We start from the raw sequence: 24088 nt of genomic DNA on the forward strand, positions 1-24088 counted from the left end.
GCACGGCTGGGAAAAGGGGTTGAAAATCCCCACATGTGGTCCATATTCCACAGAGTTAACTGAGGATTTCCATGTCCGGACATACCCCCCTGCCAGCCACCCCCATCGACCTGCCGCTGTTGCCTTTGCGTGACGTGGTGGTGTTCCCCCACATGGTGATACCGCTTTTCGTGGGCCGCCCCAAGAGCATCAAGGCGCTGGAGCTGGCCATGGAGGCCGACCGCCGCATCATGCTGGTGGCCCAGAAGGCCGCCGCCAAGGACGAGCCCTCGGTGGCCGACATGTTCGACGTCGGCTGCGTCTCCACCATCCTGCAGATGCTCAAGCTGCCCGATGGCACCGTGAAGGTGCTGGTCGAAGGCCAGCAGCGCGCGCTGGTCTCGTCCATCGAGGACGGCGAGACGCACTTCACCGCCACCGTGACGCCCGTGGAGCCCGCTGCCGAGGCCGCCAAGCCCAGCGAGATCGAAGCCCTGCGCCGCGCGGTGATGCAGCAGTTCGACCAGTACGTCAAGCTCAACAAGAAGATCCCGCCCGAGATCCTCACCAGCATCTCCAGCATTGACGACCCGGGCCGCCTGGCCGACACGATTGCTGCGCACCTGCCGCTCAAGCTGGAGAACAAGCAGATCGTGCTCGACCTGTCGGACGTGAAGGCACGCCTGGAAAACCTGTTCGAGCAGCTCGACCGCGAGGTCGACATCCTCAACGTCGACAAGAAGATCCGTGGCCGCGTGAAGCGCCAGATGGAGAAGAACCAGCGCGACTTCTACCTCAACGAGCAGGTCAAGGCCATCCAGAAGGAACTGGGCGAAGGCGAAGACGGCGCGGACATGGAAGAGATCGAGAAGAAGATCAAGCTCGCCAAGATGCCCGCCGAGGCGCGCAAGAAGGCCGATGCCGAGTTCAAGAAGCTCAAGCTCATGTCGCCCATGTCGGCCGAGGCCACCGTGGTGCGCAACTACATCGACGTGCTCACCGCGCTGCCGTGGAGCAAGAAGACCAAGATCAAGCACGACCTGGTGAATGCCGAGGGCGTGCTCAACGAAGACCACTTTGGCCTGGACAAGGTCAAGGACCGCATTCTTGAATACCTTGCAGTGCAGCAGCGCGTGGACAAGGTGAAGGCCCCCATCCTCTGCCTGGTGGGGCCACCGGGCGTGGGCAAGACCTCGCTGGGCCAGTCGATCGCCAAGGCCACCGGCCGCAAGTACGTGCGCATGGCCCTGGGCGGCATGCGCGACGAGGCCGAGATCCGCGGGCACCGCCGTACCTACATCGGCGCACTGCCGGGCAAGGTGCTGCAGAGCCTGTCCAAGGTAGGCACGCGCAATCCGCTGTTCCTGCTCGACGAGATCGACAAGCTGGGCACCGACTTCCGTGGCGACCCGTCGAGCGCGTTGCTGGAGGTGCTGGACCCCGAGCAGAACCACACCTTTGGCGACCACTACGTCGAGGTGGATTTTGACCTGTCCGACGTGATGTTCGTCGCCACATCGAACTCGATGAACATCCCGCCGGCCCTGCTCGACCGCATGGAAGTGATCCGCCTGTCGGGGTATACCGAGGACGAGAAGACCAGCATCGCCATGAAGTACCTGCTGCCCAAGCAGCTCAAGAACAATGGCGTGAAGGACGAGGAACTCAGCATTACCGAGCCTGCCGTGCGCGACATGGTGCGCTACTACACGCGGGAAGCCGGCGTGCGCTCGCTGGAGCGCGAGCTGTCCAAGATCTGCCGCAAGGTGGTCAAGGGCCTGCAGCTCAAGAAGCTCGAGCCCCAGGTGGTCGTCACCGCCGACAACCTGCCCGACTTCCTGGGCGTGCGCAAGTACACCTACGGCCGTGCCGAGGCACAGAACCAGGTGGGCCAGGTGGTCGGTCTGGCGTGGACCGAGGTGGGCGGCGACCTGCTGACCATCGAAGCCGCCGCCATGCCCGGCAAGGGCGTGATCACGCGCACCGGCTCGCTGGGCGACGTGATGAAGGAATCGGTCGAGGCCGCCCGCACGGTGGTGCGCAGCCGCTCGCGCATCCTGGGCATCAAGGACGAAGCCTTCGAGAAGCGCGACATCCACATCCACGTGCCCGACGGCGCCACGCCCAAGGATGGCCCGAGTGCGGGTGCCGCCATGACCACGGCCTTCGTCTCCGCACTCACGGGCATCCCGGTGCGTGCCGACGTGGCCATGACCGGCGAGATCACCTTGCGCGGTGAAGTCACCGCCATCGGTGGCCTCAAGGAAAAGCTGCTCGCAGCCCTGCGCGGCGGCATCAAGACGGTGCTGATCCCCGAAGAGAACGTGAAGGACCTGGCCGAGATCCCGGACAACGTCAAGAGCGGCCTGGAGATCGTGCCCGTGCGCTGGATCGACAAGGTGCTGGAGATCGCCCTGGAAAGCATGCCCGTGCCGCTGACGGACGAGGAGGTGGCCGTGGCGCCAGCAGCGCCATCGACCGACAAGGCCACGCCTGCGGCGGATGGCCTCAAGCACTGAGACGGCGTGAGCGAAGCGTCTGGGTAAAAAGTCGATGGAATGAAGGGAGTGCAAATTTTTTCGAGGGACTTTCAGAGACCTCCAAAAAATGCGCTACAATTCATTCCATCGCAGCACACAACGTACTAAACGATGTACAATGTAAGGCTTCGGTAAAATGCGGGAATAGCTCAGTTGGTAGAGCGCAACCTTGCCAAGGTTGAGGTCGAGAGTTCGAGACTCTTTTCCCGCTCCATATTTCGCAGGCAGTGTTTTTCACAAGCATTGCAGGCAAGCAAAAAGGATTCTTCGGGATCCTTTTTTGTTTTTTGCCCCGCCCCTGTCCGCCGCAACCCGGTCGGCAACCTCGCCTGGTCAGGCCTCTCCGTGCAGCCGTTGCGCGAGCAGTGCAGCGCGGCGTTCACGGGTTGCGGGGCTCTTGCCCGCGCGGATATGTTCCATGGCCACGCGCTGCACGGCATCGCTGAGCCCCTGCCAGGCGGCAGCGCGCGCGGGTGATTGCGCCAGCAGGGACTGCAGCTCTGCGGGTACCTCGGTGCTGGCGCGGGTCAGCTCCACCTGCAGTGCATCGCCCACGGCCACGCCGGCGGCCTTGCACCACGGTGCGGTGAACTCCAGGAACCAGGGCGACTGCGGGGAGGCGTCCCAGCGCTTGAGCGTGCGCCGCCCCAATGTATGGCCGTTGGCTGTGCCCTCCACCAGGGTCGTGGCCTGCAGGCCCCAGGGGGCGACCGCGGCATGGGGCAGCACCACGTACACGGGCAGGCGCGGGTGCTTGCGGGCCAGGTTGGTGGAGAAGAGCAGGGTCTCCGGTGCTGTGGTGGATGCCGTGGGCATGGGGCTATTTTCTTGAGGCAAATGCTCAGGGTCCACCCCATGTGCAGCGGGTGAAGCCGTGGACGGCGGTGATGCGCGCCCGGCGCGGATAAGTCCCTGCCGCAGAGGTGTCGCCGACCAGCACCGAGAAGTCCGACAGCTGCGCCGTGGCCTGGGCCTGCCAGCAGTCGGCGCCGGCCAGTGGGCGCGGCGGGACCACGTTGACCGCAGGCTGTGCCGAGTCCAGCTTGATGCGCTGGAAGTTGGCCCGAAAGAACGGGCCGGTGCCCTTGAATGCTTCCCGTCCGGGCCTGAATTCCAGCTCACCGCCGTCGTTGGGCTCGAACCGCAGGATGCCGGTTGCCTGGAGTTGGCCTGTGATCTCCACGGACCCGTAGAGGCTGGCCCGGTCCAGGGAGACCTCCTGGGCCAGGCGCTTTGCGGGGGTGCAACTGGCGGTGGCCGCATCTCCTCGCGTAGCGATGCGTGTGTTGCCGCGAATCGACGCTATCGCGAAGGCCGCAGGCATGCGGGCCACCAACTGGGCGGGGCCGATGGCGCAATAGTCGTCTTCGCTGCTGCCCTGGCCGCAGATGAGGCGCACGCAGTGGTCCGGCGCAGCGGCTGGCTGCGCCGATGCGGCCCCCACCGGCAGAAGGACCAGAGCGCAGCGCAGGACCGAAGCGCAGAGCCTTCGCAGGCGTCCGATGCAGGGCATGGTGGAAGCCTTCGAAACGGGTTGCTGCTCAGGACGGCGGAGCATGTTATTTGAAGGTGCTGCTCAGGATCACCCATTCGATCCCGTCGCCATCGCCACCCACGTCTTCGTGCCGGGCGATGTTGATCAGGAGCTCGGGGCAATCCTGGCCATCGCCCAGCCATTTCGTGTCCCTGAAGCTGAGCTTCATGGCCTTGAACTGGCGCTTGAGCTTGGCGAAGCGGGTGTTGCGGTGCAGGTCCACGCCCTGGTACTTCAGCGTGCCGGCAAGAAACTCGATGTCCTGCACCTTGCTGCCGTCGTAGCGCACGCGGATGAAGGTGGCTTTGTCGGCGGTGAGGAAGTCGTCCTCGTCGGGGTAGCGCCCGGGCTTGGGGGGCACAAAGCCGGCGGCGCCCATGGCCTTGCGCAGCGCGTCGCGATCCTGGCCCATGCTGACCTGCAAGGCGCCGCAGGTGATGCCCTGGCGCGGGACCAGTTGCCAGGCGGCGTTGGCCTGCGTTCCCGTACCGCTGCTGCATTGATCGGCGGGCTGGGACATGGCGCTGCCGGCAAGCAAGGCAGTACACCAGGCGAGTATCTTCAGGAGGCGAAGCATGGGGACAGGCTCCTCGTTGTGTCGTTCATGGATGGCGCCCCGGGGCCTGCGAGCGCAGGCTGGCCGCTGCTGGGCGAGCATACCTGTGCCCTTACCCTGCGTGGCTGGCAAAGCCCGCCACCTTCCACTGGCCTTGCGCAGTGCGCCGCAGCGTGATGCCGAACAGGCAGGGGCTGCCCGCGAATTCCACGCGCACCTGCGGCTCGTCGAGCGTGCGGCCTGCGGCCCAGCGGCGCAACCGGTTACCATGCGACTGGAACGGGGCGGTGTAGTCCACACGGGCCGGCGGGCACAGCTGGCGCTGCGCGTTGGCCTGCAGCTCGGCGGGCGTCGTGCCGGTGCCGGGGCCCGCCAGCGTGCGCCCGAATGCTGCCGTGTAGTCGCGCCGCTCCACGTCGCGCACAAAGGCCTGTGCGGTGGCAATGGCCGCTGCGGGCCGGTGCTGCTGGTGCAGCAGCCACCAGGCCGTTGGTGCGCCGGCCACGGCTGCCAGTGCAGCGGCCAGGGCAAGCCGCCCCTTCCAGGGCGTGGTCAGGACGCCCACCAGTGCGTGACCAGGAAAGGCCGGGGCTGCCCCGGCACGGCGACCATGATGTTCCCGCGCCCGCACAGCGGGCCGCAGCGCTGGCCCAGGTAGCGGATGGCCACCGCCGGCACGGGCTGCGTGGTGCCCTCGGGCAGCACCGCTGCCGCGCCGCGTTCCAGGTGCGCAAGCACCACGAACTGGTCTTCGCCATCAAGCGTCTGCGTGACCGCGTGGCAGCCCGGGTTGCTGCCGCCCTTGGCGGGGCTGGCGGCCTGCAGCAACGCCGCTGCGCGCCGCCCTTCGATCAGGGCCATGCGCTCGGCCTCGGTCTTCCACTGGGTGGGCTTGGCGTTGGCCTGGCGGCTGAGTTCACTGCGGTCCAGCAGCACCGTGATGCCCTCCAGCACCACCGACAGGCAGTCCGCCGGCGCGCGCGTGCGCTGTGCCACGGTGCGGGTTTCGTCCACGTCGGTGCCCGCGGGCGGCCGCGCGGGCGCGGGGCTTGCGCCATGGCCGCTCATGCTGGTACACAGGCCGAGCACCAGCGCGCACGGGGCGAGCAGTTGGCGGGCGATACGGGCGGCACGGGATGGTGGTGGCAGTGGCGCGTTGGGGGATGGATGCCGCATGGCGGTGCTGGCCTCGCTGGATGTTCGGCGGTGGTGGTGGTGGCGGCAGTGGGCATCGCTCGGCGGGTTGGATTGCGCGGCAGCACGCATGCCCGTGTCGGTGCTCTGTAGCAGGGGCGGTGCATAGAATAGCCCATGCATGACAAAGATCGGCTGCTCAGAACCTTCCTGCTGGTCGCCCAGGGCGGCTCGTTGCAGAAGGCGGCCGACAGGCTCGGGCTCAGCCAACCCGCGGTGAGCAAGCAGATCAGTGCGCTGGAGGCATTCCTGGAGTGCGTTCTGTTCACGCGCCACGGGCGTGGCATGGCGCTGACGCCGGTGGGGCAGCGCCTGGCCCAGAGCGCTGCCGAGCATTTCGCGATGCTCGACGTGGCGCTGGACACGGCGCGCTCCGCGGCAGATGCTGCGCGCTACGTGCGCATCGCCAGCGTCAACACCCTGGCTGCCTATCTGCTGCCCCCGGTGGTGGCCGAGCTCAGGCGGATGCATCCGGGCCTGGTGGTCCGCCTGGACAACGCCAGTTCGCCGGATGTCGTGGACCAGGTCGTGCGGGGCCATGCGGACATCGGCCTGGTGTACGACCTGGCAGTACACACCGATGCGGTCCAGGTGCTGCGTCTGTACCACGAAGAGGTCAGCGCCTATGGCCTGCCTGGCATGGAGAGCGACGGGGGCTCGCAACCCCTGTCGCTGACTGCTGCAGAGCTGGCGCGGCGCACGCTGATCGTGCCACCCCGCCCCTATGCCCTGCGCCGCGTCATCGAGCGCGAATTGCCAGGGCCTTTGCTGATTGCTGCCGAGTGCAGTTCGCTCAGCGTCTCGCTGGATCTGGCGGCTGCGGGCGTGGGCATGGTCTTGCTACCGAGCGCGCTGCCGGACTTCACCGTGACCCCTCGGGGCCTGGCCCGGTTCCTGATCGCCGATGCCGACCTGGGCCGGCAGGTCGTGGCAATCCATCGGTTGGCGGCCACGCCGCCCAAGGCGCAGGCCGCCACGCTTCAGGTGATCGAAGCGTTTGCGGCCCGCGCTGCCTGCCGCGCCCAGTAGGCGAAGGTGCCGTTGACGATGGCGGGCTGGAGAAGGAAGTCATGGGCTTCCTTGGCGGCTGCAGGTTCCACGGGCTGCAGCGGCCCGATGGCCAGGGCGTCCAGGCACATGCGCGCATTGCGCTCGGCAAACACATTGAGGTAGACGGCTTCCTGCAGCGTTGCCCCGGTGCAGACCATGCCATGGTTGACCAGCAGTGCCGAGCGCTTGCCCGCCAGCGCGCCCGATATCAGCGCGCCTTCGTCGTCCCCGGTGGGAACGCCCGGCCAGTGCGCCAGAAATCCGCAGTCTTCATAAAACATGGCCGCGTCCATGTGGGCCACCGGCATGGGGGTGCCGAGCATCGACAGCGCCGACAGGGTCTGTGGGTGTGTGTGGATGATGGCGCGCACCCCGGGGTGGTGGCGGTAGATCCAGCTGTGAAAGCGCACCCCGGGGTTGGCCTTGCCTTGGCCCTGCAGCGTGGTGAGGTTCTCGTCGACCAAGAGCATCGATGCATCGTCGGCCTCTTCCAGGCCCGTGCCCAGTGCCAGCGTGAGCATCCTGGACGAGTCGCCGTCGCGCACGGTCACCTGGCCGGCCAGGCCGGCGGCATGGCCCTGGTGCGCCAGGATATGGCAGGCATCGAGAAAGACCTGCCGGGGGCTGGAGCCGCGCGCGCCGCTTCCGGCCACCGCATCGAGTGTGAGTGTCTTTTCCATGACTCAGTTCTCCAGGGTGATGCCGCGCTCCTTGATGAGCGTGCGGTACGACTGGAGCTCCGAGCGCATCAGCGCGCTGAAATGGGCCGGGCTGTTGGCGAACGGGGCGAACCCCAGGGCCTGCATGCGCGCGGCGAATTCGGGGCTGGCAACGACGGCTTCCAGCGCGGCGGCCAGGCGCGTGGAGGCTTCTGCTGGCATCGTCGCCGGGCCCACGATGCCCACCCAGGGGCGAACTCGAAGCCGCCCAGTCCGGATTCATGGAATGTGGGAACGTCCGGCATCAGCGGGCTTCGCTCCAGGGTTGCCACGGCAATCGCCTTCACCTTGCCGCTTTTTTGGTACTGGCTTGCCAGGTTCGTGTCGATGAAGGTCAGATCCACGTGACCGGCCACCACGTCTGCCAGCGCCGGTGCACCGCCCCGGTAGGGAATGTGCGTGACGAACACCCCGGATCGCGCCTTGAAGGTTTCGAATGCGAGATGGGGAGGGCTTCCGACACCCGCGGACCCGTAGGTCAGTTTCGCCGGATGGGCCTTGGCATAGGCGACCAGGTCGGCAGCCCGCGAGGAGGCCAGATCGGGCTTGGCGACCATCACCAGCGGGATCTTCGCGACGGTGCCGATGTAGCGGAAGTCCTTGGTGACGTCGTAGGAGACCTTGGGCTGCAGGACCGGGTTGACGGCCAGCGATCCGACATCCAGCAAGCCGATGCTGTAGCCGTCGGGTGCTGCGCGCGCAATGGCTTCCGCGGCCAGCATGCCGCCGGCTCCGGGCCGGTTGTCCACCACCACGGGCTGGCCCAGGCGGGCCGCCAGCCGCTCCGCCGCCAGTCGCGCGATGGTGTCGACCGCGCCACCGGGCGCCTGCCCGATGAAGAGGCGGATGGGGCGGCCGGGATAGCGGTCCGGGGACGCAGGCGCGGGCCGTGGATCGGCCTGTCCGAACACCGACAGGGCGGTGCCCAACAGGCCTGCCAGCGCCAGGGTGCGAAAGAGACGGAAGCGGGGTTTCATCGAGGTGCCTTCAAGTGGGGGGGAGGGGCCGCCATTGCGGTCAGCAAAGTCTAGGCAGGGCCTTGCCATTGCGGCAGGGCTTGCAGGACAACTCCGGATTAACCGGCAGTTATGGCTTCTGCCATCCACAGCGCGGCAGCCGTGGGTGATGGCGTGCTGCATGGGGTGCTGGGCCGTCGCACGGCCCGCTGGCACTGCCCGCTAGCGCGTGGTGGCGGGCTGCACCGCACCGGCCAGCCGCTGGTAGGCGGCGGGCGTGAGCCCCAGGGCCCGGCGGAACGCCGTGCCCATGTGCGACTGGCTGGCATAGCCGGTGGCGGCCGCCACATCGGCCAGCGCGCCCTGCGGTGCCTGCAGCACATGCCGCGCACGCTGCAGCCGGCGCTCGTTCACGTAGGCGTGCGGCGTCATGCCGGTCAATTGCTTGAAATGGCGCAGAAAGGCCAGCGGTGTGTGCTGCACGGAGGCACTCAGCGCAGCGAGCGAGAGGTCCTCGTCCGGGTGGCCGATCTCATCCTCGATGCGCTCCAGCACGCGGGCGTAGAGCGGACGCAGGTCCGCCAGGGCCGGCACCCTGCGTGCAGGTGTCCGCAAGGCATCGAGCCCCACCAGCAGCCACTGCACCCGTGCCTGGATCTGCGCTGCCGGCGCGCCGCACACCAGCAGCGCGCGCAGCGCCAGCGCCTGCTGCAGCAGGGCGGGTGGGGCTGTGCGCTGGGGCCGTGCGGGCACGGCCTGTGCGCCGTCTTCGCTGCCCGCTGCATCCCAGCGCACCACCAGGTACTCGCCTCCGGTGGCGGACTCCGAGAACACGTCCAGGCCCGGTGGGGTGAACGACAGGGTGCCCATCCAGGTGTCGAAGTCTTCGCGCCGGTCCGTGCCGATCGCATGCACGCCCGTCTGCCGTTCCAGCGCCATGCCCAACGAGGCGCGCTGCGGGTTGTCGCGGGCACTGTAGGGCGCACGTGCGAGCAGTTCCACCGTCAGGCCCGTGGCGACGGCCGTGGCGCGTGAAATTCCGTGATAGACGATGGGCTGCACGGTGCGGATCATGGCAGTTTTCCAACAGGAGATGCATGTGAAGACCATAGGCCTGATCGGGGGTATGAGTTGGGAGTCCACCGCCGAGTACTACCGCCTCATGAACCAGGAGGTGCGCAAGCGCCTGGGGCCGCTGCGCTCGGCGCAACTGCTCATGCACAGCGTGGATTTCGGCCCCATCGCCCAGGCGCAGCACGAAGGCCGCTGGGACGATGCCGGCGCCCTGCTGGCCGACAGCGCACGCCGCCTGCACGCCGCAGGGGCCGATGCCATCGTGCTGTGCACCAACACCATGCACAAGCTGGCCGGCACCATCGCCGCGGCCACGCCGCTGCCGTTTTTGCACATTGCCGCCCCGGTGGGCGAGGCGGCGCGGGCGCAGGGGCTGCGCAAGCTGGGCCTGCTGGCAACCGCCTTCACCATGGAGCAGCCGTTCCTGAAAGAAGCGCTTGCGCAGGACTACGGCCTGCAGGTCGTCACCCCCGACGCGCCCACGCGCGCCAAAGTGCATCGCGTGATCTACGAGGAGCTGTGCCAGGGCATCGTGCGCGATGCCTCGCGCGGTTTCTATCAACATGCCATCGGGCAACTGCAGGCGCAGGGCTGCGACGCCATCGTGCTGGGCTGCACCGAGATATCGCTGCTGGTGCAGCAGGCGCACAGCCCGCTGCCGCTGCTGGACACCACGGCGCTGCATGCCCAGGCGGCGGTAGACTTTGCCCTCGGGTAAGCGGTCTTGGCAAACCTGCTGGCAAATTCGGTTAGAATCTGAGGCTCACGGCGCGATAGCAAAGCGGTTATGCCCCGGATTGCAAATCCGGTTAGACCAGTTCGACTCTGGTTCGCGCCTCCAGGATTTTTAGTGAATTCCCCATTGAATTCAACAACTTACGCAACGGCCCATTGAGGGCCGTTTTCGTTTCATCCGCTCTCAACCCCTTTAAATCCGCTCTCAACCGCTGCGGTTTTGCGGTTGAACCACACATAGGCGGATTCCTGATCCGGTTATCCCAGTAGACTGCGACCCACATTAAACGCGGGTGGACTGGGTTGCCTTCTTGGCGGTTCGCATGGCAAGCCTGTGCCCGCGCTCACAGGGGCGCGAGCGCACCCACCAGCGAGGGCGTGAAGTCCGCTCCGCCCTCGGGTCGTGCCCCATGGGCCCATGCCAGCAGGGCGGCGGGCGGCATGGGGCGTGCGAACAGAAAGCCCTGCAGTTCGTCGCAGTCCATGGCCAGGAGAATGTCGCGCTGTCTCTCGGTCTCCACCCCCTCGGCCACCACGCGCAGGCCCAGGGCGTGGGCCAGGCCCACCACGGCGGCCACCACGGCGCGCGCGTTGGCGCTGTGTTCAAGGTCTCCCACGAAGCTGTGGTCGATCTTGAGCTGCCGGGCGGGGAGCTGGCTCAGGTAGCGCAGGCTGGAGTAGCCGGTGCCGAAGTCGTCGATGGACAGGAACACGCCGATGTGGCCGAGGCCCTCGAAGGTGTGCTGCACGGCCTTGATGTCCTCCATCGCCACGGTCTCGGTGATCTCGCACAGCAGCTGCGATGCGTCCAGGCCATGGTCCTGCAGGGTCTGCCCGATGCGCTCGACCAGGCCCTTGTCGCGCAGTTGGTGCACCGACAGGTTCACCGCCACGCGCATGCGCAGGCCGTCGCGGCCCCACTCGGCGGTCTGGCGGCAGGCCTCGTCGATGACCCATTGGCCGAGGCGGCCGATCAGGCCTATCCGCTCCGCCAGGGGGATGAACACGAGCGGGCTGACCATGCCGTGGCGCGGGTGATGCCAGCGCAGCAGGGCCTCCACACCGCTGATCTGGCCCCGCCGTCCATCGATCTTGGGCTGGTAGTGCAGTGACAACTGCCCCCGCTCCAGCGCATGGCGCAGGTCGCTCTGCAGTGCCAGCTGCTCCGACACGTCGGACACCATGTGGGGTTCGAACAGTGCGTAGCAGCTGCCGCCTGCACGCTTGGCGGCATACATCGCAGCATCGGCGTTGGCCACGAGCTTGCTGCTGTCGCCGTGGCCCGGATGCACCACGATGCCGATGGAGCAGGAGATCTCGATGCGCCGCCCCGAGGCCTCGAAGGGCTGCGACAACGACGACAGCACCCGCTGGGCCACGGAGATGCAGGCTTGCTCGTCGGCCACGTCGTTGAGCAGGATCAGGAACTCGTCGCCTCCCACGCGGGCCACGGTATCGCAGTCGCGTGCCTCATCGCGCAGGCGCGATGCCGCCTTGCGGATCACGACGTCGCCCACCGCATGCCCGAACGAGTCGTTGATGGGTTTGAACCCGTCCAGGTCCACGAACAGCACGGCCATGCGTTCGACCACCCCGTCGTGGTTGCTGCGCTCCAGCCGGCGTGTGGCCTGGGCCAGGCGGTCCTCGAACAGCAAGCGGTTGGGCAGGCCCGTCAACGGGTCGGCAAAGGCGCGCTGCTGGAGCTCTTCGTTGGCGGCCTGCAGGCGTGCGTTGCTTTCGTGCATGGAATGCGAGGCACCGCGCGCGGCGCGCTGCAGCCGCGCATCCAGGATGGAGGTGAGCAAGGTGACCACCAGCAGGCCGCCCGCAATCATTGCCACGGCCGTCTGCAGACCGGGCCCGCCGAGCTCATCGGCAGTCAGGCAGACCGAGCCCACCGCAAAGCTGGCGGCCGCCATGCCCAGGTAGTGCGTGCCGCAGATCGCCAGGGCGAACACGAACGACGCCGCCAGCTGGTAGCCCATGCGCCGGGGCCGCTCCACCCGGCGCAGCAGCTTGAAGATGAGCAGCGCCAGCGTGGACGCGAGGAACGATACCAGCACCGACAGCGCCACCAGCGGCATGTCCCAGGTGATGCCGGGCGACATGCGCATGGCGGCCATGCCCAGGTAGTGCATGGCGATGATGCCGCCGCCCATCGCCATGGCGCCGAGCAGGATGCGCAGGTTGTCGAGGCGCTTTCGGCTGGCCAGCTCCAGCGCTATGCCGGATGCAGCCACCGCCGCCAGCCAGGACGCGAAGGTCAGCCCCTGCGAGTAGCCGATGGGAATGGGCAGCTCCAGCGCCTGCATGCCCACGAAATGCATGGACCAGATGCCGGTTCCCATGACCAGTGAACCCGCGGCCCACCAGGCCAGGCCGATGCCGCGCTGCGAGGTGCGCACCCGCCGGGCCAGGTCGAAGCTCACGTAGGACGCGAACATGGCCATGGCCAGCGACCCTGCCACCAGGAAAAGGTTGTAGCCCACAGGCATGAACGCTGTCACGAAAGCTTCCGATCCCGATCAAAAGGTGCACAAATGGCCTGGCAATGGGCTGGCTGGCGGACACGGCGAACCGATCCAGATGCAAGCCGTTTCGAACCTGGTTCCGGATACGGCCCGATCACCCGAAAGCGTACATCTGGCGCACGACAAAAACGTTAGAAAATGCAAGCGGACCATCTTCTCAGGGGTTCTCGCGCTGCGCTGTAGGTGAAAAGCCCGTCGGACCGCTGCGGCCTGTGAATGGCTGATTGACAATCACGCCATGCAATTCCAGCCCATCCTTGAAGAAATTGTCGCAACACTGCGCCCCTTGCTGGGCGCACAGGGCCAGGTCGCCAACTACATCCCGGCGTTGGCGCGGGTGCCGGCGGCCCAGTTCGGCATCGCGCTGCGCACCTGCGACGGCCAGGAGGCGCAGGCTGGCGACAGCGCCACGCCGTTCTCCATCCAGAGCATCTCCAAGCTCTTTGCCCTGACCCTGGGGATGGGGGCATTGGGCGACGCCCTGTGGGACCGCATCGGCCGCGAGCCCTCGGGCAACCCGTTCAATTCACTGGTGCAGCTCGAAGCCGAGCAGGGGACGCCACGCAATCCCTTCATCAACGCCGGAGCGATTGCCGTCACCGATCGCCTGGTCAGCCAGGGCGATGCCAAGGCCGCCATGCTGGAGCTGCTGTCCAGCCTGTGCAACGAGCCGGTGCATTTCGACGAGGAAGTGGCCGCCTCCGAGGCCGGCACCGGCTTTCGCAACATCGCGCTTGGCAACTTCATGAAGAGCTTTGGCAAGATCGACAACGATGTCGCGGTCGTGCTGGATGCGTACTTCCACCACTGCGCGGTGAGCATGAGCTGCCTGCAGCTGGCGCGCGCCACCGGCTACCTGTGCCGCGACGGCCGCCACCCCTTGCGTGGCGAGCAACTGCTGACCGAGCGGCAGACGCGCCGCATCAATGCGCTGATGCTGACCTGCGGCACCTACGACGCGGCCGGAGAGTTCGCGTTCCGGATCGGCCTGCCCTGCAAGAGTGGCGTGGGCGGTGGCATCGTGGCGGTGGTGCCCGACCACCTGAGCCTGTGCGTCTGGTCGCCCGCGCTGGATGGCACCGGGAACTCGCTGCTGGGCATGCAGGCGCTGGAACTGTTCACCGCCAGGACCGGGCTGTCGGTGTTCTGATCGCGTTACGGGCCGCTACTCCGTGCAAGCAAACGAAGCGGCCAGGTTCACGTCGCCAGTGCCCTTGTACCTGGGCCACTGGGGATAGTCGCACAGCGGGCGTGTCCGTCCGGGCACTCCGGCGGTGTCCGTCGTGATTGGGTTGCTGGGGCCGGCTCCGTTCTCGGCCCAGCGCTCCAGCGTCGTCAGCGAGTCCCAGGTCGCGTTGAACGCCGTGCTCACGGCATGCCCGAGGCCGGGCACCTCGTAGTAGCGGGCGAAGCTGCGCACGCGCTCCGCACCCATCTGGCTTTGAAGGCGGCGGTAGTAGTCCTCCGTTGCGCGGGAACTGACCAGCACGTCGGCCAGGCCGTGCGCCAGCAGGAGCTTGCCTCCCTTCGCTGCGAAGGCCGAGATGTCGGTGCCGGTGTCCAACTGGCGGCTGAGCTCGCTGATGCGGGGGGCCCAGGGGCCGGGGTTCTCGGGGTCCAGCAGCAGCGAGTTGAAGCCGGGGTCGCGCGTCACCGAGTACTTGATCCACTGGTCCACCAGCACACTGATGTAGGGGGCGGTGCGGGGCACGGGCATGGCGGGCGCAGCCGTGCCCAGCGCGAGGAAGGTGACCGTGGGCTGCACGGGAGACGGGTTGGACGTGATGCCCAGGTCTGCACCCCAGACGTTGTAGCCCGGGTAGCGCGTTTCGCCGCTGGCCAGCGGGAAGTTGAACACCGTGTCGGTGTTCATCACCTGGAGCGCGCGGATCTGCGCGTCGGACAGGCAGTGGTCGCCGGTATCGGCGCCGCCAGCGCAGCGCAGTGCTGCGCCACCCAACGTGGCCAGCGCCGGATCGAAGCGGGCGTTGCACTGCTTCTGGTTGCTGATGAGGCCGTCCTGGACGCCATCCAGCGCGTCGCAGGCCTCCATGGCCGCTTTGTAGACGAGCGCGCGCTTGGGCACATTGGGGTAGGCGCCGGGCTGGGCCAGGGCGATGTTGCTGCGGTGCCCGCCCAGCAGTGCCGCAGCGTCATTCCATGCCGGGTACCAGGCGATGGCGCCATCCCAGTCGGCCGGCCAGCGCTGGATGGCGGCGAGCGCTTCGCGGCCGCCTGTGGAGCCCCCTGCAAAGTACGATTTCTGTGGGCTGGCGGCATAGCGTGCCTTGACGATGTGCAGGGCCGCGTCGCGGGTCTTCTTGAGCGCATCGCCGCCGAAATTGCGCACGGCTTCGTCGTTCAGGCCCCATGTGCCGTCCTGCGACCCGTAGGCATTGGCCTGGTGGCCCGAGTCGCTGGCAAACGTGGCGTAGCCGCGGCCCAGGGGAGTCGGCTGGTCCGTGGGACCGTTGGAGACATTGCCCCGGACGTTGGGAACGGAGCCGTTGAAGCCGCCGCCGCCCAACATCAGGGTCTTGTTGTTCCAGGCCATGGGCAGCGCGACGTTCAAGCGGATATCGGGTGCAGCGGGGTCCACAGGGCCGATGCGGGCGGTGACCAGGCAATGCGCGGGCACGGTGGCAACGCCGCTGCCGCTCGCTTCAACGGGTGTCGCGGTCAATACGCTGCTGCCGGAGGTGGGCAGGTGGATGGCAGATGCCGGGATGGCAAGCCCCGCGAGCTTCTCACAGGCCAAAGGTGCCGGCGCAGCGTCCGCCGAGCCGTTGCCGCCGCAGGCGATCACCGCCGCGCTGGCAATGGCCAGCACCGCCCACCGTCCGGGTGCGCTGAGCGCGTAAAACTGTTTCATGCTTGTCTCCTTGTATTGTTGGGACCGAATGCCGGGCAGCGCCTTTGGCTACCGCCCGAGACGAGTCTCGATGGGACTGACGGCGCGGGCAATGTGCGTACCAGACACCTGGGATGCTCGGCACATGTGCGGTGCCCACTGTCTCGGCCCCCGGGCCGCATCAGAATGCGCTCGCGACTTGCGCCTGCAAGCCTGCCTTGGCCAGTTCGTGCTGGTACTGCTCCCATCCCGACGCGGGGACGACTTCCTGTGTACGGGACTGCACCTGCTGCAGCTTGCTGCGCACCACCTCTGCGGCATCCGGGCCGTCGCTCACATGGATGCCTTGGGTCATGGTGATGTGGGCGCTTTCGAAACTGCCGGCGCCTGCCAGCAGGATCATGCGGGTGGGCGCGTCGTCGGCCACCAGTGCGATCAGGCCCGGGCTGACCCGCTCGGGCGCCAGGCCGGTAAGGGCGTCCTGCGGCAGCACGCCATGCGTCATTCCCGTGGCGGCGCTGGGCGCCAGGCAGTTGACCCGGATGCCGTGGCGTTCCCCCTCCAGCGCAAGCGTCTGCATGAGGCCGACCAGCGCCATCTTTGCCGCGCCGTAGTTGGCCTGGCCGAAGTTGCCATAGAGCCCCGAGGAGGAGGTCGTCATGACGATGCGACCGTAGTCCTGCGCCCGCATGAGTTCCCACACCGCGCGGGTGCAGTGCACGGCACCCATGAGGTGTACTTCGAGCACCAGTCGAAAGTCGTCCAGCGACATCTTGGCGAACGACTTGTCGCGCAGGATGCCGGCGTTGTTCACCAGGATGTCGATCCGTCCCCAGAGGCCGGCCGCCTTGTCGGCCATGGCCTGTACCTGCTCCGGCCTGGTCACGTCGGCGCCGTCCACCATGGCTTCGCCCCCGGACTGCAGGATCTCCGCCACCACCCGCTGGGCTGGGGAGCCTGGGCGCTCGGCGCCCAGGTCGTTCACGACCACCCGGGCGCCGTGGCGCGCCAGCTCCAGCGCGTGCGAGCGCCCCAGGCCACCGCCGGCTCCGGTCACGATGGCCACCTTGTTGTGCAATAGCTTGCCCATGTATCTTCCTCTCGTTTCTTTCAGATGAATCGGGTTGCTTGTGGTGCGCGGCGGCTCAGATGGCCACCGCGTGGGCGCCCTTGAGGCCGAGCATGGTCCGCGTCTCGGCGGGGCTGGCGATCTCCAGCGACAGCTCCTGCAGGATGCGCCGGATCTTGCGCACCTGGTCCGCGCAGGAGGTGGCCAGTTGCCCTTTGCCCAGGTACAGGCTGTCCTCCAGTCCCACCCGCACATTGCCGCCCATGGCCGCACCGATGGTGAGCAGCGGCATCTGGTGGCGCCCGGCGCCCAGCACCGAGAAGCGGTAGCCGTTGCGCCCGAACAGGCGGTCGGCCGTGGACTTCATCACATACAGGTTCTCCGGGTCCGGCCCCAGCCCACCCAGAATGCCGAAGATGGCCTGGATGAACAAAGGCCCCTGGACCAGCCCTTCGTCCACGAAGTGGGCCAGGTTGTGCAGATGGCCCACGTCATAGCACTCGAACTCGAAGCGGGTGCCGCAGTCTTCGCCCAGCACCTTGAGGATGTGCTTGATGTCGCGGAAGGTGTTGCGAAAGATCAGGTCTTCCATGCCCTCGATGTAGGGCTTTTCCCAATCGTGGCGCCATTCGGAAATCTTGCGCGCTGCGGGGTGGATGGAGAAGTTCATCGAGCCCATGTTGAGCGAGCACATCTCCGGCTGGGCGATCAGCGGATAGGCCAGCCGCTCCTGCAGCGTCATGCGCGTGCTGCCGCCGGTGGTGATGTTGATGACCGCATCGGTGGCGGCCTTGATGCGCGGCACGAACTGCGCGAACACCGCAGGGTCTGCGGTGGGGCTGCCGTCGCTCGGGTTGCGCGCATGCAGGTGCAGGATGGCGGCACCGGCCTCGGCGGCCTCGATGGCCTGCCGGGCAATCTCATCGGGTGTCAGCGGCAGGTAGGGCGACATGCTGGGGGTGTGCACCGAGCCGGTCACGGCGCACGAGATGATGACTTTGTTCGGGAGGGTGTCCATGGCGTTGCTCTGGGAGGCTGGTTCTTTGGAGAGGTGGCAAGGGGGATATGAAGGGGGGAGGGGCGCGGATCAGACGGCCAGCCAGTCGGCCAGCAACTGCTGGTTGGATGACAGCTCTTGGGGCGTGCCTTCGAAGACGATGCGGCCATGGCCCATGACGCACACGCGCGTGGACACCTTCAGGGCAATGGCCAGCTTCTGTTCGACCAGCACGACCGAGACGCCGCGCCGGTGCATGTCGCGGATGCACTCGCCCACAGCGGTGACGATCTTGGGCGCCAGCCCCTCCGTGGGTTCGTCGACCAGCAGCACCAGCGGATTGCCCAGCAGCGACCGGCAGATCGTCAGCATCTGCTGCTCGCCGCCCGAAAGGCTGGCGGCCTTGGTGCCGCGCCGCTCCTTCAGGCGCGGGAAGTAGTCGAACATCTGCGCGACCGTCCACTGCACGGCACCCGGCACGGCGGGCTGCTCGCCCATGTGCAGGTTCTCATCCACGGTCAGGTTGCCGAAGACTTCGCGTTCCTCGGGCACATAGCCCAGGCCCGCACGGCAGATGGTGAATGGGCGCTGGCCGGTGATCTCGCGCCCTTGCAGGGACACGGTGCCTGCGGTGGGTGGCACCAGCCCCATCAGCGCCTTCATGGTGGTGGAGCGGCCCGAGCCGTTGCGCCCCAGCAGGCTGACCACTTCATTGCGCCGCACCTCGAACGAGACACCATGCAGGATGTGGCTCTTGCCATAGTGCGCGTGCAGCTGCTCCACGCTCAGCAGCGTTGCCTCCGGGCTCATGCCAGCACCTCCTCGCCGAGGTAGGCTTCCTTCACGGCAGCGTTGTCCCGGATCTCGTCGGGCGTCCCGGTGGCGATCACCTGGCCATAGACCAGTACGCTGATGCGGTCGCTGATCGAGAAGACCACCTGCATGTCATGCTCGACGATGAAGAGTGCGCGGCCTTGGGTCACCTCGCAGATCAACTGGGCGGTGTATTCCGTCTCCTCGTTGGACATGCCCGCCATGGGCTCGTCCAGCAAAATGGCCTGGGGGTCCGAGGCCAGTGTCATGGCGATCTCCAGCGAGCGCTGTTCGGAGTACGACAGCTGTGCCGCCACCATCCGGGCGCGGGCCTGCAGCCGCACCTGCTCCAGCAGGTGCTCGGTCTGCTCGCGCACGCCCACTGCGCTGTCGATGAAGCGCCAGAACGTGTACTGCAGGCCATGCGAGCGCATGACGGCCAGGCGCAGGTTCTCGAACACCGTCAGCTTGGGAAAGATGTTGGTGATCTGGAACGAGCGCGACAGGCCCAGGCGGTTGATCTCCTGGGGCGCCTTGCCCTGGATCTGCTTGCCATCGAACACGATCGTGCCCGAGGACGGCGCGAGGTTGCCCGAGATCAGGTGGAACAGGGTGGATTTGCCCGCGCCATTGGGGCCGATGAGCGCATGCCGCTCGCGGGGCCGCAGGTCCAGGTCCACGCCCCGGATGATCTCGGTGGGGCCAAAGGACTTCTTGAGGCCGCGAAGGGAAAGGATGGAGTCGGTCATGCGGGCTCCTGTGTGCTGGTGGTGGTGGACGGCGCAGGCGCCGGGGCGGCGGGCGATGGAGTGAGGCTTTCGCCGTCATTGCGCTCGTCCTGCAGCGACCGCAACTGCCTGCTTGCGGCGTACGCGAGGGCACCTCCTGCAGCCAGCAGCGCGAGCGGTACCAGCCAGGTGGTCAACGCCAGCGGCGCCCAGTCCGCGCCGAAGAGCGAAACAGCGGGCCAGGGCGTTGAAGGGTCCGTGCCGAGCAGGGCGCGGTAGTCGCGCGAGAACACACGGCGCAGCATCTCCACCGTGAAGGCCGTACCTCCGCCAAGCAGCAAAGTCGCGGCCACGAAGAGAGCCAGCACGGGTGCCAGCCGCAAGGGGCCGACCCTGCGCCACAGCAGCACCGATCCGCTCGCCAGCCCAGCCAGGCCCTGCGGCATGAACATCATCACCACCACGAACACGATGCCCTGGTAGAGCAGCCAGGACTGGGTCATGTCGGAGACCGCGTAGCCGAAGAAGGTCATCAATGCCGCTCCCAGCGCCGGCCCGAGGAAGCTGCCCACGCCGCCGATATAGGTGTTGAGCACGGCCGCCGCCGAGAGCGTGCTCTCGAACAGCACGTAGTTCGCCGCTTCGTTGTTGATGACCTGCAGGCCACCCGCAATGCCCGAGAACATGGCCGACACCGTGAACACCAGCACGCTGAGCCGGTGTACGTCGTAGCCCAGGAAGGCCAGCCGGTGGCGGTTTTCGCGCAGGCCCAGGGCCAGCCGGCCCACGGGGGTGAGGGTGTACAGGTACAGCAGCAGCAGGGAGAGCAGCACCCAGGCCAGCGTCAGGTAGTACACCTCGGCGGTGGAGCCGAAGCCCAGCCCCAGGGAGGGCATGCGCATGCTGGAGACGCCGGCCTCGCCGCCGAACACGCCCTTGATGTGCGGCGCGATGGAGTGCAGCAGCTCCGCGATCGCCAGGGTGATCATGGCGAAGTAGGTGCCCGTGCGCTTTGTGGAGAACCAGCCCGCGACCACGCCCACCGCCAGGCCCCCCAGGGCTCCCGCCAGGGGCAGCAGCGGGGTCGGGACGATGCCGGCGCCACCGACGGCATTCATGGCATGGACCGTGGCGAACGCACCGACGCCGAAGTAGGCGGCGTGGCCGAAGGACAGCATGCCGGCCTGGCCGCACACCACGTTGTAGGCCGAGGCGAACAGCGCCGCGATCAGCATCTGGATGGCTGCGTTGAGCAGGCCGGCGGACAGCAGGTAGGGCAGGCCCGCCAGGATGGCGGCGCCCAGGCAGAGGCTGCCAAGCAGGAGATGGCGTGGGGTCATGGCGTCAGGCCTTTTCACCCAGGAGACCGGAGGGGCGCACCAGCAGCACGAGCAGCATCAGCGCGAAGGGCAGGGTGGCAGCAAGGCTGGAGAGCTTGAGCGTGAGCAGCCCGCCCACACCCTCGGCCCAGCCGCGGGCTCCGAACACCGCCAGCAGGTCGGCCAGGCTGGCATCGATGGCCACGGCGAGGGAGGTGATGACGCCGATGAGCAGCGAGGCCAGCATGGCGCCCTCGAGCGAGCCCAGGCCGCCCACGACCACCACCACGAAGACCATCACGCCCAGCTCCAGGGCCATGTTGGGGTTGGTGGTGTAGAAGGCGCCGGCCACCGCACCGGCCAGGCCGGCCAGGGCCGCGCCCACGCCGAACACGCCCATGAACACCAGGGGCACGTTGTGCCCCAGCGCCTCTGCCATGCGCGGCCGGTAGATGGCCGAGCGCACGACGATGCCCACGCGGGTGCGCGTGAGCAGCAGGTAGATCACCACGAACATGGCCACCGCCACCAGCCCCATGAACACCCGGTAGGCGGGATAGCTGGCCGTGCCGATGGAGAAGGCCGCGAAATCCAGCCCTTGGGGAAGGCGGTAGTTGACCGGGAAGTTGCCGAAGAACAGCTTGATCAGCTCGGCGATGATGAAGGACAGGCCGAAGGTGAGCAGCAGCTCGTGTGCATGGCCGTGGTGGTGGACGCGGCGCAGAAAGTACTTCTCCACCACCACGCCCACCAGCCCGACCAGCACGGTGGCGGCCACCAAGGCCAGGGCGAACCCGAAGACATCGGTGAGGGCGTAGGCAAAGTACGCACCCAGCATGTAGAACGATGCGTGCGCGAAGTTGAGCACGCCCATCATCCCGAAGATGAGCGTGAGGCCGGCAGAGACCATGAACAGCAGCAGGCCGTAGATGGTTCCGTTCAGCAACGAAACGATGAGGGTGTCCATAGGAGTGTGTGGTGCGCGGGAAAAGGGCGGCCGTGCGAAACCCGCAGCGGGCCGTGGCGCCGCCGGGATCTCGTGGGCGAAGGGGGACAGCGGTGGAGCCCCCAACGGGGGCTCCTTTGCCGATCAGGAGGGGCGTTGCATCCTGCAGCTGGCCTGGGCCGGCGTAGCCGCTTCCTGGGCCGAGAAGAGCTTGACCGGCTTGAAGCCCATGTCGGTGTTGTCCACCTTGTACCTGGCCTCCTTGGAGACCGTGGACACGACGAGGGGCAGCAGGGCCTGGTGGTCGTCCGCACGCATGCTGATCTCGCCGTTCGGTGTCGAGATCTTCGTGGTCTCCAGTGCGCGAGCGAAGGCGTTCACGTTGAACTTGCCGCCCTCGGGCTTCACTCGGCCCAGGGCATCGCCCACCATCAGCAGCCCGAACACCGTCTGCGGGTCGGTGGCCACTGGCGCGCTGCCGGTCTTGGTGCGGTAGTCGTTGACGAACTTCTCGCCCTCGGCACCGCCGGCCTCGGCATTGAAGGTGTGGGCGATGAAGTGGCCGATGGCCAGTTCGCCCGCATTGGCGATGTTGCCTGGCTGGTCCAGGAAGATGGTGCCAAAGCGGGTCTTGAGGCCGGCAGCCCGCGTGGCCTTCATGAGCAGCAGCAGGTCGTTGGACCAGTTGCCCGTGATCACGGTGTCGGCCTTGGCCGCCCCGATCTTGGCCACATAGGGCGCAAAGTCCTGGATGCGGTTGACGTCGTGCAGCGTCTTCTCGACCACCTCGTAGCCGCCCGCTGCCGCATTGTCCACGGTGGCCTTCTCCATGTCCTGGCCCCAGGAGTAGTTCTGGTTGATCGCATAGACGCGGCTGCCCAGGGTGCCTGCTGCCTTCATCGCCTGCACGAGTGCCTTGGTGCGCACCTGGGCGTTGCCGCTGAACCGGAAATGGTGAAAGTGGCACTTCTCGCCGGTGAGTTCGAGCGCCTCGGCCCCGACGTTCAGGTAGACGATCTCCTTGCCCGGGTTGCGCAGGTTGTGCTTGCGCACGTCCTCGGTGAGCTGCCCGCCCACGGCAGAGGATGCGCCCTGCACGATGAGGTGTACGCCATCGGAAATCGCGGTCTTGAGCTTGTCGGCCGCGCCGGTGGGGCCGCCCTGGTTGTCGTATTCCACCAGCTGGACGGGCTGGCCGTTCCAGCCGCCCTGGGCGTTGATGCGGTCCACGGCATAGCGGGCCGCCGCGCGGTACATCTGGCCCGAAGCGGCCTGCGGGCCCGAGAGCGTCTCGATCACGCCGATCTTGACGTTCTGCGCGGCGGCTGCGCTGCTGGCCGCAATGCCGGCTGCGGCAATGGCAGCGGCGCCCAGGGTGTGGTGGATCATCTTCATACGGTCTCCTTTTGTTGATGTGGGTCGTACCGGCAGCAGGTGCCTTACAGGTACTCGAGATTGCCGTCCACGCTGATCGCCTGGCCGGTGATGTTGCGGGCTGCGGGTGAACTCAGGAACAGGGCGGTGGCCGCCACGTCCTGCGGCGTGACCATGCGGCGCAGCGAGATCTTGCGCAGGTACTCTTCGCGCATCGCATCCACGCTGACGCCGGTGGTCGATGCCCTGGCTGCCATCACACCGTCCATTCGCTCGCCCTCGACCGTTCCCGGCAGGATGGCGTTGACGCGCACCCCGGCGGGGCCGAGCTCGATGGCCAGCGACTTCATGAGGCCCACCACGCCCCACTTGGTCGAGGCGTAGGGCGTGCGAAAGGCATAGCCCAGCCGCCCTGCCACCGAACCCATGGCCACGATGCTCGGGCTGTTGGCCGACTGCCGCAGCAGCGGCACGGCGCGCCGCGCGAAGAGGAACTGGCTGTTCAGGTTCACGTCCACCGTGCGCTGCCACTGGCTGGCGCTGATGTCTTCGATGGGGCCCGTGGGGCCTGCGATGCCGGCGTTGTTGACCAGCACGTCCAGCCCGCCGATGCTGCCCCGCATGTCCTCGAAGACCCGGTCCACATCGCGCTCGACCGAGGCATCGGCGACGCTGGCGGTGATGCCTGGCATGTCCGCGATCAGCCGGTCGATGGCCGAGCGGTCGATGTCGCAGATGTGTACATGCGCGCCGGCTTCGCTGAAAGCGCGGGCGACGGCGGCACCGATGCCGTTGGCGCCGGCGGTCACCAGGACACGCAGGCCCGGTGGTGGGACCAGAGAATTCAGGATGCTCATAGGACAAGAAGCGGTTGCATTGCAGGGGTTGCCGTCCAGCGCCTGATGGCTCCGGCGAACTGGTTGGCGAGGTGCGGCGGAAGGTTGCTCTGCCGGTGCCCGAACTGTCCTGGAATGCAGGGGAGATATCTATGTAGTCTGCGCACACTGATGGCTGGGGGTGAGTGTGTGAAAACTACTCGGTAAAAACCCGCAGTGGTTGCAAAAGAGCGGTGCGGATGGTTGGCCGAGGGCCCACACTCCAGGGTTGCTGGCGCCGATCGGTG

Annotated in this window: 22 protein-coding genes and 2 tRNA genes; 6 read left to right on the forward strand and 18 right to left on the reverse strand. The window is 67.2% G+C overall.

Going from position 1 to position 24088, the window contains the following annotated elements; all coding sequences use genetic code 11:
• Positions 1-71 precede the first annotated feature (71 nt).
• Positions 72-2498, forward strand: coding sequence for an endopeptidase La (lon, locus tag AC0IZS_RS19285; protein WP_471637083.1), 2427 nt, complete (start codon positions 72-74; stop codon positions 2496-2498).
• 159 nt (positions 2499-2657) lie between these two features.
• Positions 2658-2733 (forward strand) — tRNA-Gly (locus AC0IZS_RS19290).
• A 119-nt stretch (positions 2734-2852) separates the two neighbouring features.
• On the opposite strand, the gene AC0IZS_RS19295 is transcribed toward AC0IZS_RS19290, so the two are convergent.
• The 5 genes from AC0IZS_RS19295 to AC0IZS_RS19315 all read right to left on the reverse strand — a co-directional run bounded on the left by AC0IZS_RS19295 (position 2853) and on the right by AC0IZS_RS19315 (position 5926).
• Positions 2853-3335, reverse strand: a complete 483-nt coding sequence (locus tag AC0IZS_RS19295) for a YdeI/OmpD-associated family protein (protein WP_471637084.1) — start codon at positions 3333-3335, stop codon at positions 2853-2855.
• A gap of 25 nt (positions 3336-3360) precedes the next feature.
• Positions 3361-4032 carry a hypothetical protein gene (locus AC0IZS_RS19300; protein WP_471637085.1) on the reverse strand — a complete coding sequence of 224 codons (672 nt, stop codon included), beginning with the start codon at positions 4030-4032 and terminating at the stop codon, positions 3361-3363.
• A gap of 46 nt (positions 4033-4078) precedes the next feature.
• A complete protein-coding gene (locus AC0IZS_RS19305; protein WP_471637086.1) occupies positions 4079-4630 on the reverse strand; it encodes a hypothetical protein in 552 nt (183 codons plus the stop codon).
• A 91-nt stretch (positions 4631-4721) separates the two neighbouring features.
• The gene (locus AC0IZS_RS19310) at positions 4722-5174 is read right to left on the reverse strand and encodes a hypothetical protein (protein WP_471637087.1); all 453 of its coding nucleotides are present in this window, start codon (positions 5172-5174) and stop codon (positions 4722-4724) included.
• Positions 5162-5926, reverse strand: a complete 765-nt coding sequence (locus tag AC0IZS_RS19315; RefSeq protein WP_471637088.1) for a hypothetical protein — start codon at positions 5924-5926, stop codon at positions 5162-5164. The genes AC0IZS_RS19310 and AC0IZS_RS19315 overlap by 13 nt, the downstream gene beginning before the upstream one ends.
• Between AC0IZS_RS19315 and AC0IZS_RS19320 the strand changes: the two genes are divergently transcribed.
• Entirely contained in the window at positions 5921-6832 is a 912-nt protein-coding gene (locus AC0IZS_RS19320; RefSeq protein WP_471637089.1) for a LysR family transcriptional regulator, read from the forward strand. The genes AC0IZS_RS19315 and AC0IZS_RS19320 overlap by 6 nt on opposite strands.
• Here the strand turns inward: AC0IZS_RS19320 and AC0IZS_RS19325 are convergent.
• The 3 genes from AC0IZS_RS19325 to AC0IZS_RS19335 all read right to left on the reverse strand — a co-directional run bounded on the left by AC0IZS_RS19325 (position 6784) and on the right by AC0IZS_RS19335 (position 9602).
• Positions 6784-7533 carry an aldolase gene (locus AC0IZS_RS19325; RefSeq protein WP_471637090.1) on the reverse strand — a complete coding sequence of 250 codons (750 nt, stop codon included), beginning with the start codon at positions 7531-7533 and terminating at the stop codon, positions 6784-6786. The two genes, AC0IZS_RS19320 and AC0IZS_RS19325, sit on opposite strands and share 49 nt — an antisense overlap.
• Positions 7534-7601: 68 nt before the next feature.
• Positions 7602-8549 (reverse strand): Bug family tripartite tricarboxylate transporter substrate binding protein, encoded by a 948-nt coding sequence (locus AC0IZS_RS19330; RefSeq protein WP_471637091.1) that lies wholly within the window; start codon positions 8547-8549, stop codon positions 7602-7604.
• 201 nt (positions 8550-8750) lie between these two features.
• Positions 8751-9602, reverse strand: a complete 852-nt coding sequence (locus AC0IZS_RS19335; protein WP_471637092.1) for a helix-turn-helix domain-containing protein — start codon at positions 9600-9602, stop codon at positions 8751-8753.
• Between AC0IZS_RS19335 and AC0IZS_RS19340 the strand changes: the two genes are divergently transcribed.
• Positions 9601-10320, forward strand: a complete 720-nt coding sequence (locus tag AC0IZS_RS19340) for an aspartate/glutamate racemase family protein (protein WP_471637093.1) — start codon at positions 9601-9603, stop codon at positions 10318-10320. The two genes, AC0IZS_RS19335 and AC0IZS_RS19340, sit on opposite strands and share 2 nt — an antisense overlap.
• Positions 10321-10369: 49 nt before the next feature.
• Positions 10370-10443, forward strand: a tRNA-Cys gene (locus tag AC0IZS_RS19345).
• A gap of 238 nt (positions 10444-10681) precedes the next feature.
• Here the strand turns inward: AC0IZS_RS19345 and AC0IZS_RS19350 are convergent.
• Complete coding sequence (locus AC0IZS_RS19350) at positions 10682-12832, reverse strand: putative bifunctional diguanylate cyclase/phosphodiesterase (protein WP_471639554.1); 2151 nt, start codon at positions 12830-12832, stop codon at positions 10682-10684.
• Between the two features lie 274 nt (positions 12833-13106).
• Between AC0IZS_RS19350 and AC0IZS_RS19355 the strand changes: the two genes are divergently transcribed.
• Positions 13107-14018 carry a glutaminase gene (locus tag AC0IZS_RS19355; RefSeq protein WP_471637094.1) on the forward strand — a complete coding sequence of 304 codons (912 nt, stop codon included), beginning with the start codon at positions 13107-13109 and terminating at the stop codon, positions 14016-14018.
• Positions 14019-14033: 15 nt separating this feature from the next.
• Here AC0IZS_RS19355 and AC0IZS_RS19360 read toward each other — a convergent pair whose 3' ends face one another.
• The 9 genes from AC0IZS_RS19360 to AC0IZS_RS19400 all read right to left on the reverse strand — a co-directional run bounded on the left by AC0IZS_RS19360 (position 14034) and on the right by AC0IZS_RS19400 (position 23822).
• Positions 14034-15740 (reverse strand): tannase/feruloyl esterase family alpha/beta hydrolase, encoded by a 1707-nt coding sequence (locus AC0IZS_RS19360; RefSeq protein ID WP_471637095.1) that lies wholly within the window; start codon positions 15738-15740, stop codon positions 14034-14036.
• 160 nt (positions 15741-15900) lie between these two features.
• Positions 15901-16809 carry an SDR family NAD(P)-dependent oxidoreductase gene (locus AC0IZS_RS19365; RefSeq protein WP_471637096.1) on the reverse strand — a complete coding sequence of 303 codons (909 nt, stop codon included), beginning with the start codon at positions 16807-16809 and terminating at the stop codon, positions 15901-15903.
• Positions 16810-16864: 55 nt separating this feature from the next.
• On the reverse strand, positions 16865-17806 hold the full coding sequence (gene kce / locus AC0IZS_RS19370) for a 3,5-dioxohexanoate:acetyl-CoA acetone transferase (protein WP_471637097.1): 942 nt from the start codon (positions 17804-17806) through the stop codon (positions 16865-16867).
• Between the two features lie 69 nt (positions 17807-17875).
• Positions 17876-18595 (reverse strand): ABC transporter ATP-binding protein, encoded by a 720-nt coding sequence (locus AC0IZS_RS19375; RefSeq protein ID WP_471637098.1) that lies wholly within the window; start codon positions 18593-18595, stop codon positions 17876-17878.
• Positions 18592-19347, reverse strand: coding sequence for an ABC transporter ATP-binding protein (locus AC0IZS_RS19380; RefSeq protein ID WP_471637099.1), 756 nt, complete (start codon positions 19345-19347; stop codon positions 18592-18594). Before AC0IZS_RS19380 ends, AC0IZS_RS19375 begins: the two co-directional genes overlap by 4 nt.
• Positions 19344-20666 (reverse strand): branched-chain amino acid ABC transporter permease, encoded by a 1323-nt coding sequence (locus AC0IZS_RS19385; RefSeq protein ID WP_471637100.1) that lies wholly within the window; start codon positions 20664-20666, stop codon positions 19344-19346. The genes AC0IZS_RS19380 and AC0IZS_RS19385 overlap by 4 nt, the downstream gene beginning before the upstream one ends.
• Positions 20667-20670: 4 nt before the next feature.
• Entirely contained in the window at positions 20671-21612 is a 942-nt protein-coding gene (locus AC0IZS_RS19390; RefSeq protein WP_471637101.1) for a branched-chain amino acid ABC transporter permease, read from the reverse strand.
• A 123-nt stretch (positions 21613-21735) separates the two neighbouring features.
• Complete coding sequence (locus AC0IZS_RS19395; RefSeq protein WP_471637102.1) at positions 21736-22986, reverse strand: branched-chain amino acid ABC transporter substrate-binding protein; 1251 nt, start codon at positions 22984-22986, stop codon at positions 21736-21738.
• 44 nt (positions 22987-23030) lie between these two features.
• Entirely contained in the window at positions 23031-23822 is a 792-nt protein-coding gene (locus AC0IZS_RS19400; protein WP_471637103.1) for an SDR family oxidoreductase, read from the reverse strand.
• Positions 23823-24088: the final 266 nt, after the last annotated feature.

Source organism: Acidovorax sp. AC410, assembly GCF_979253235.1.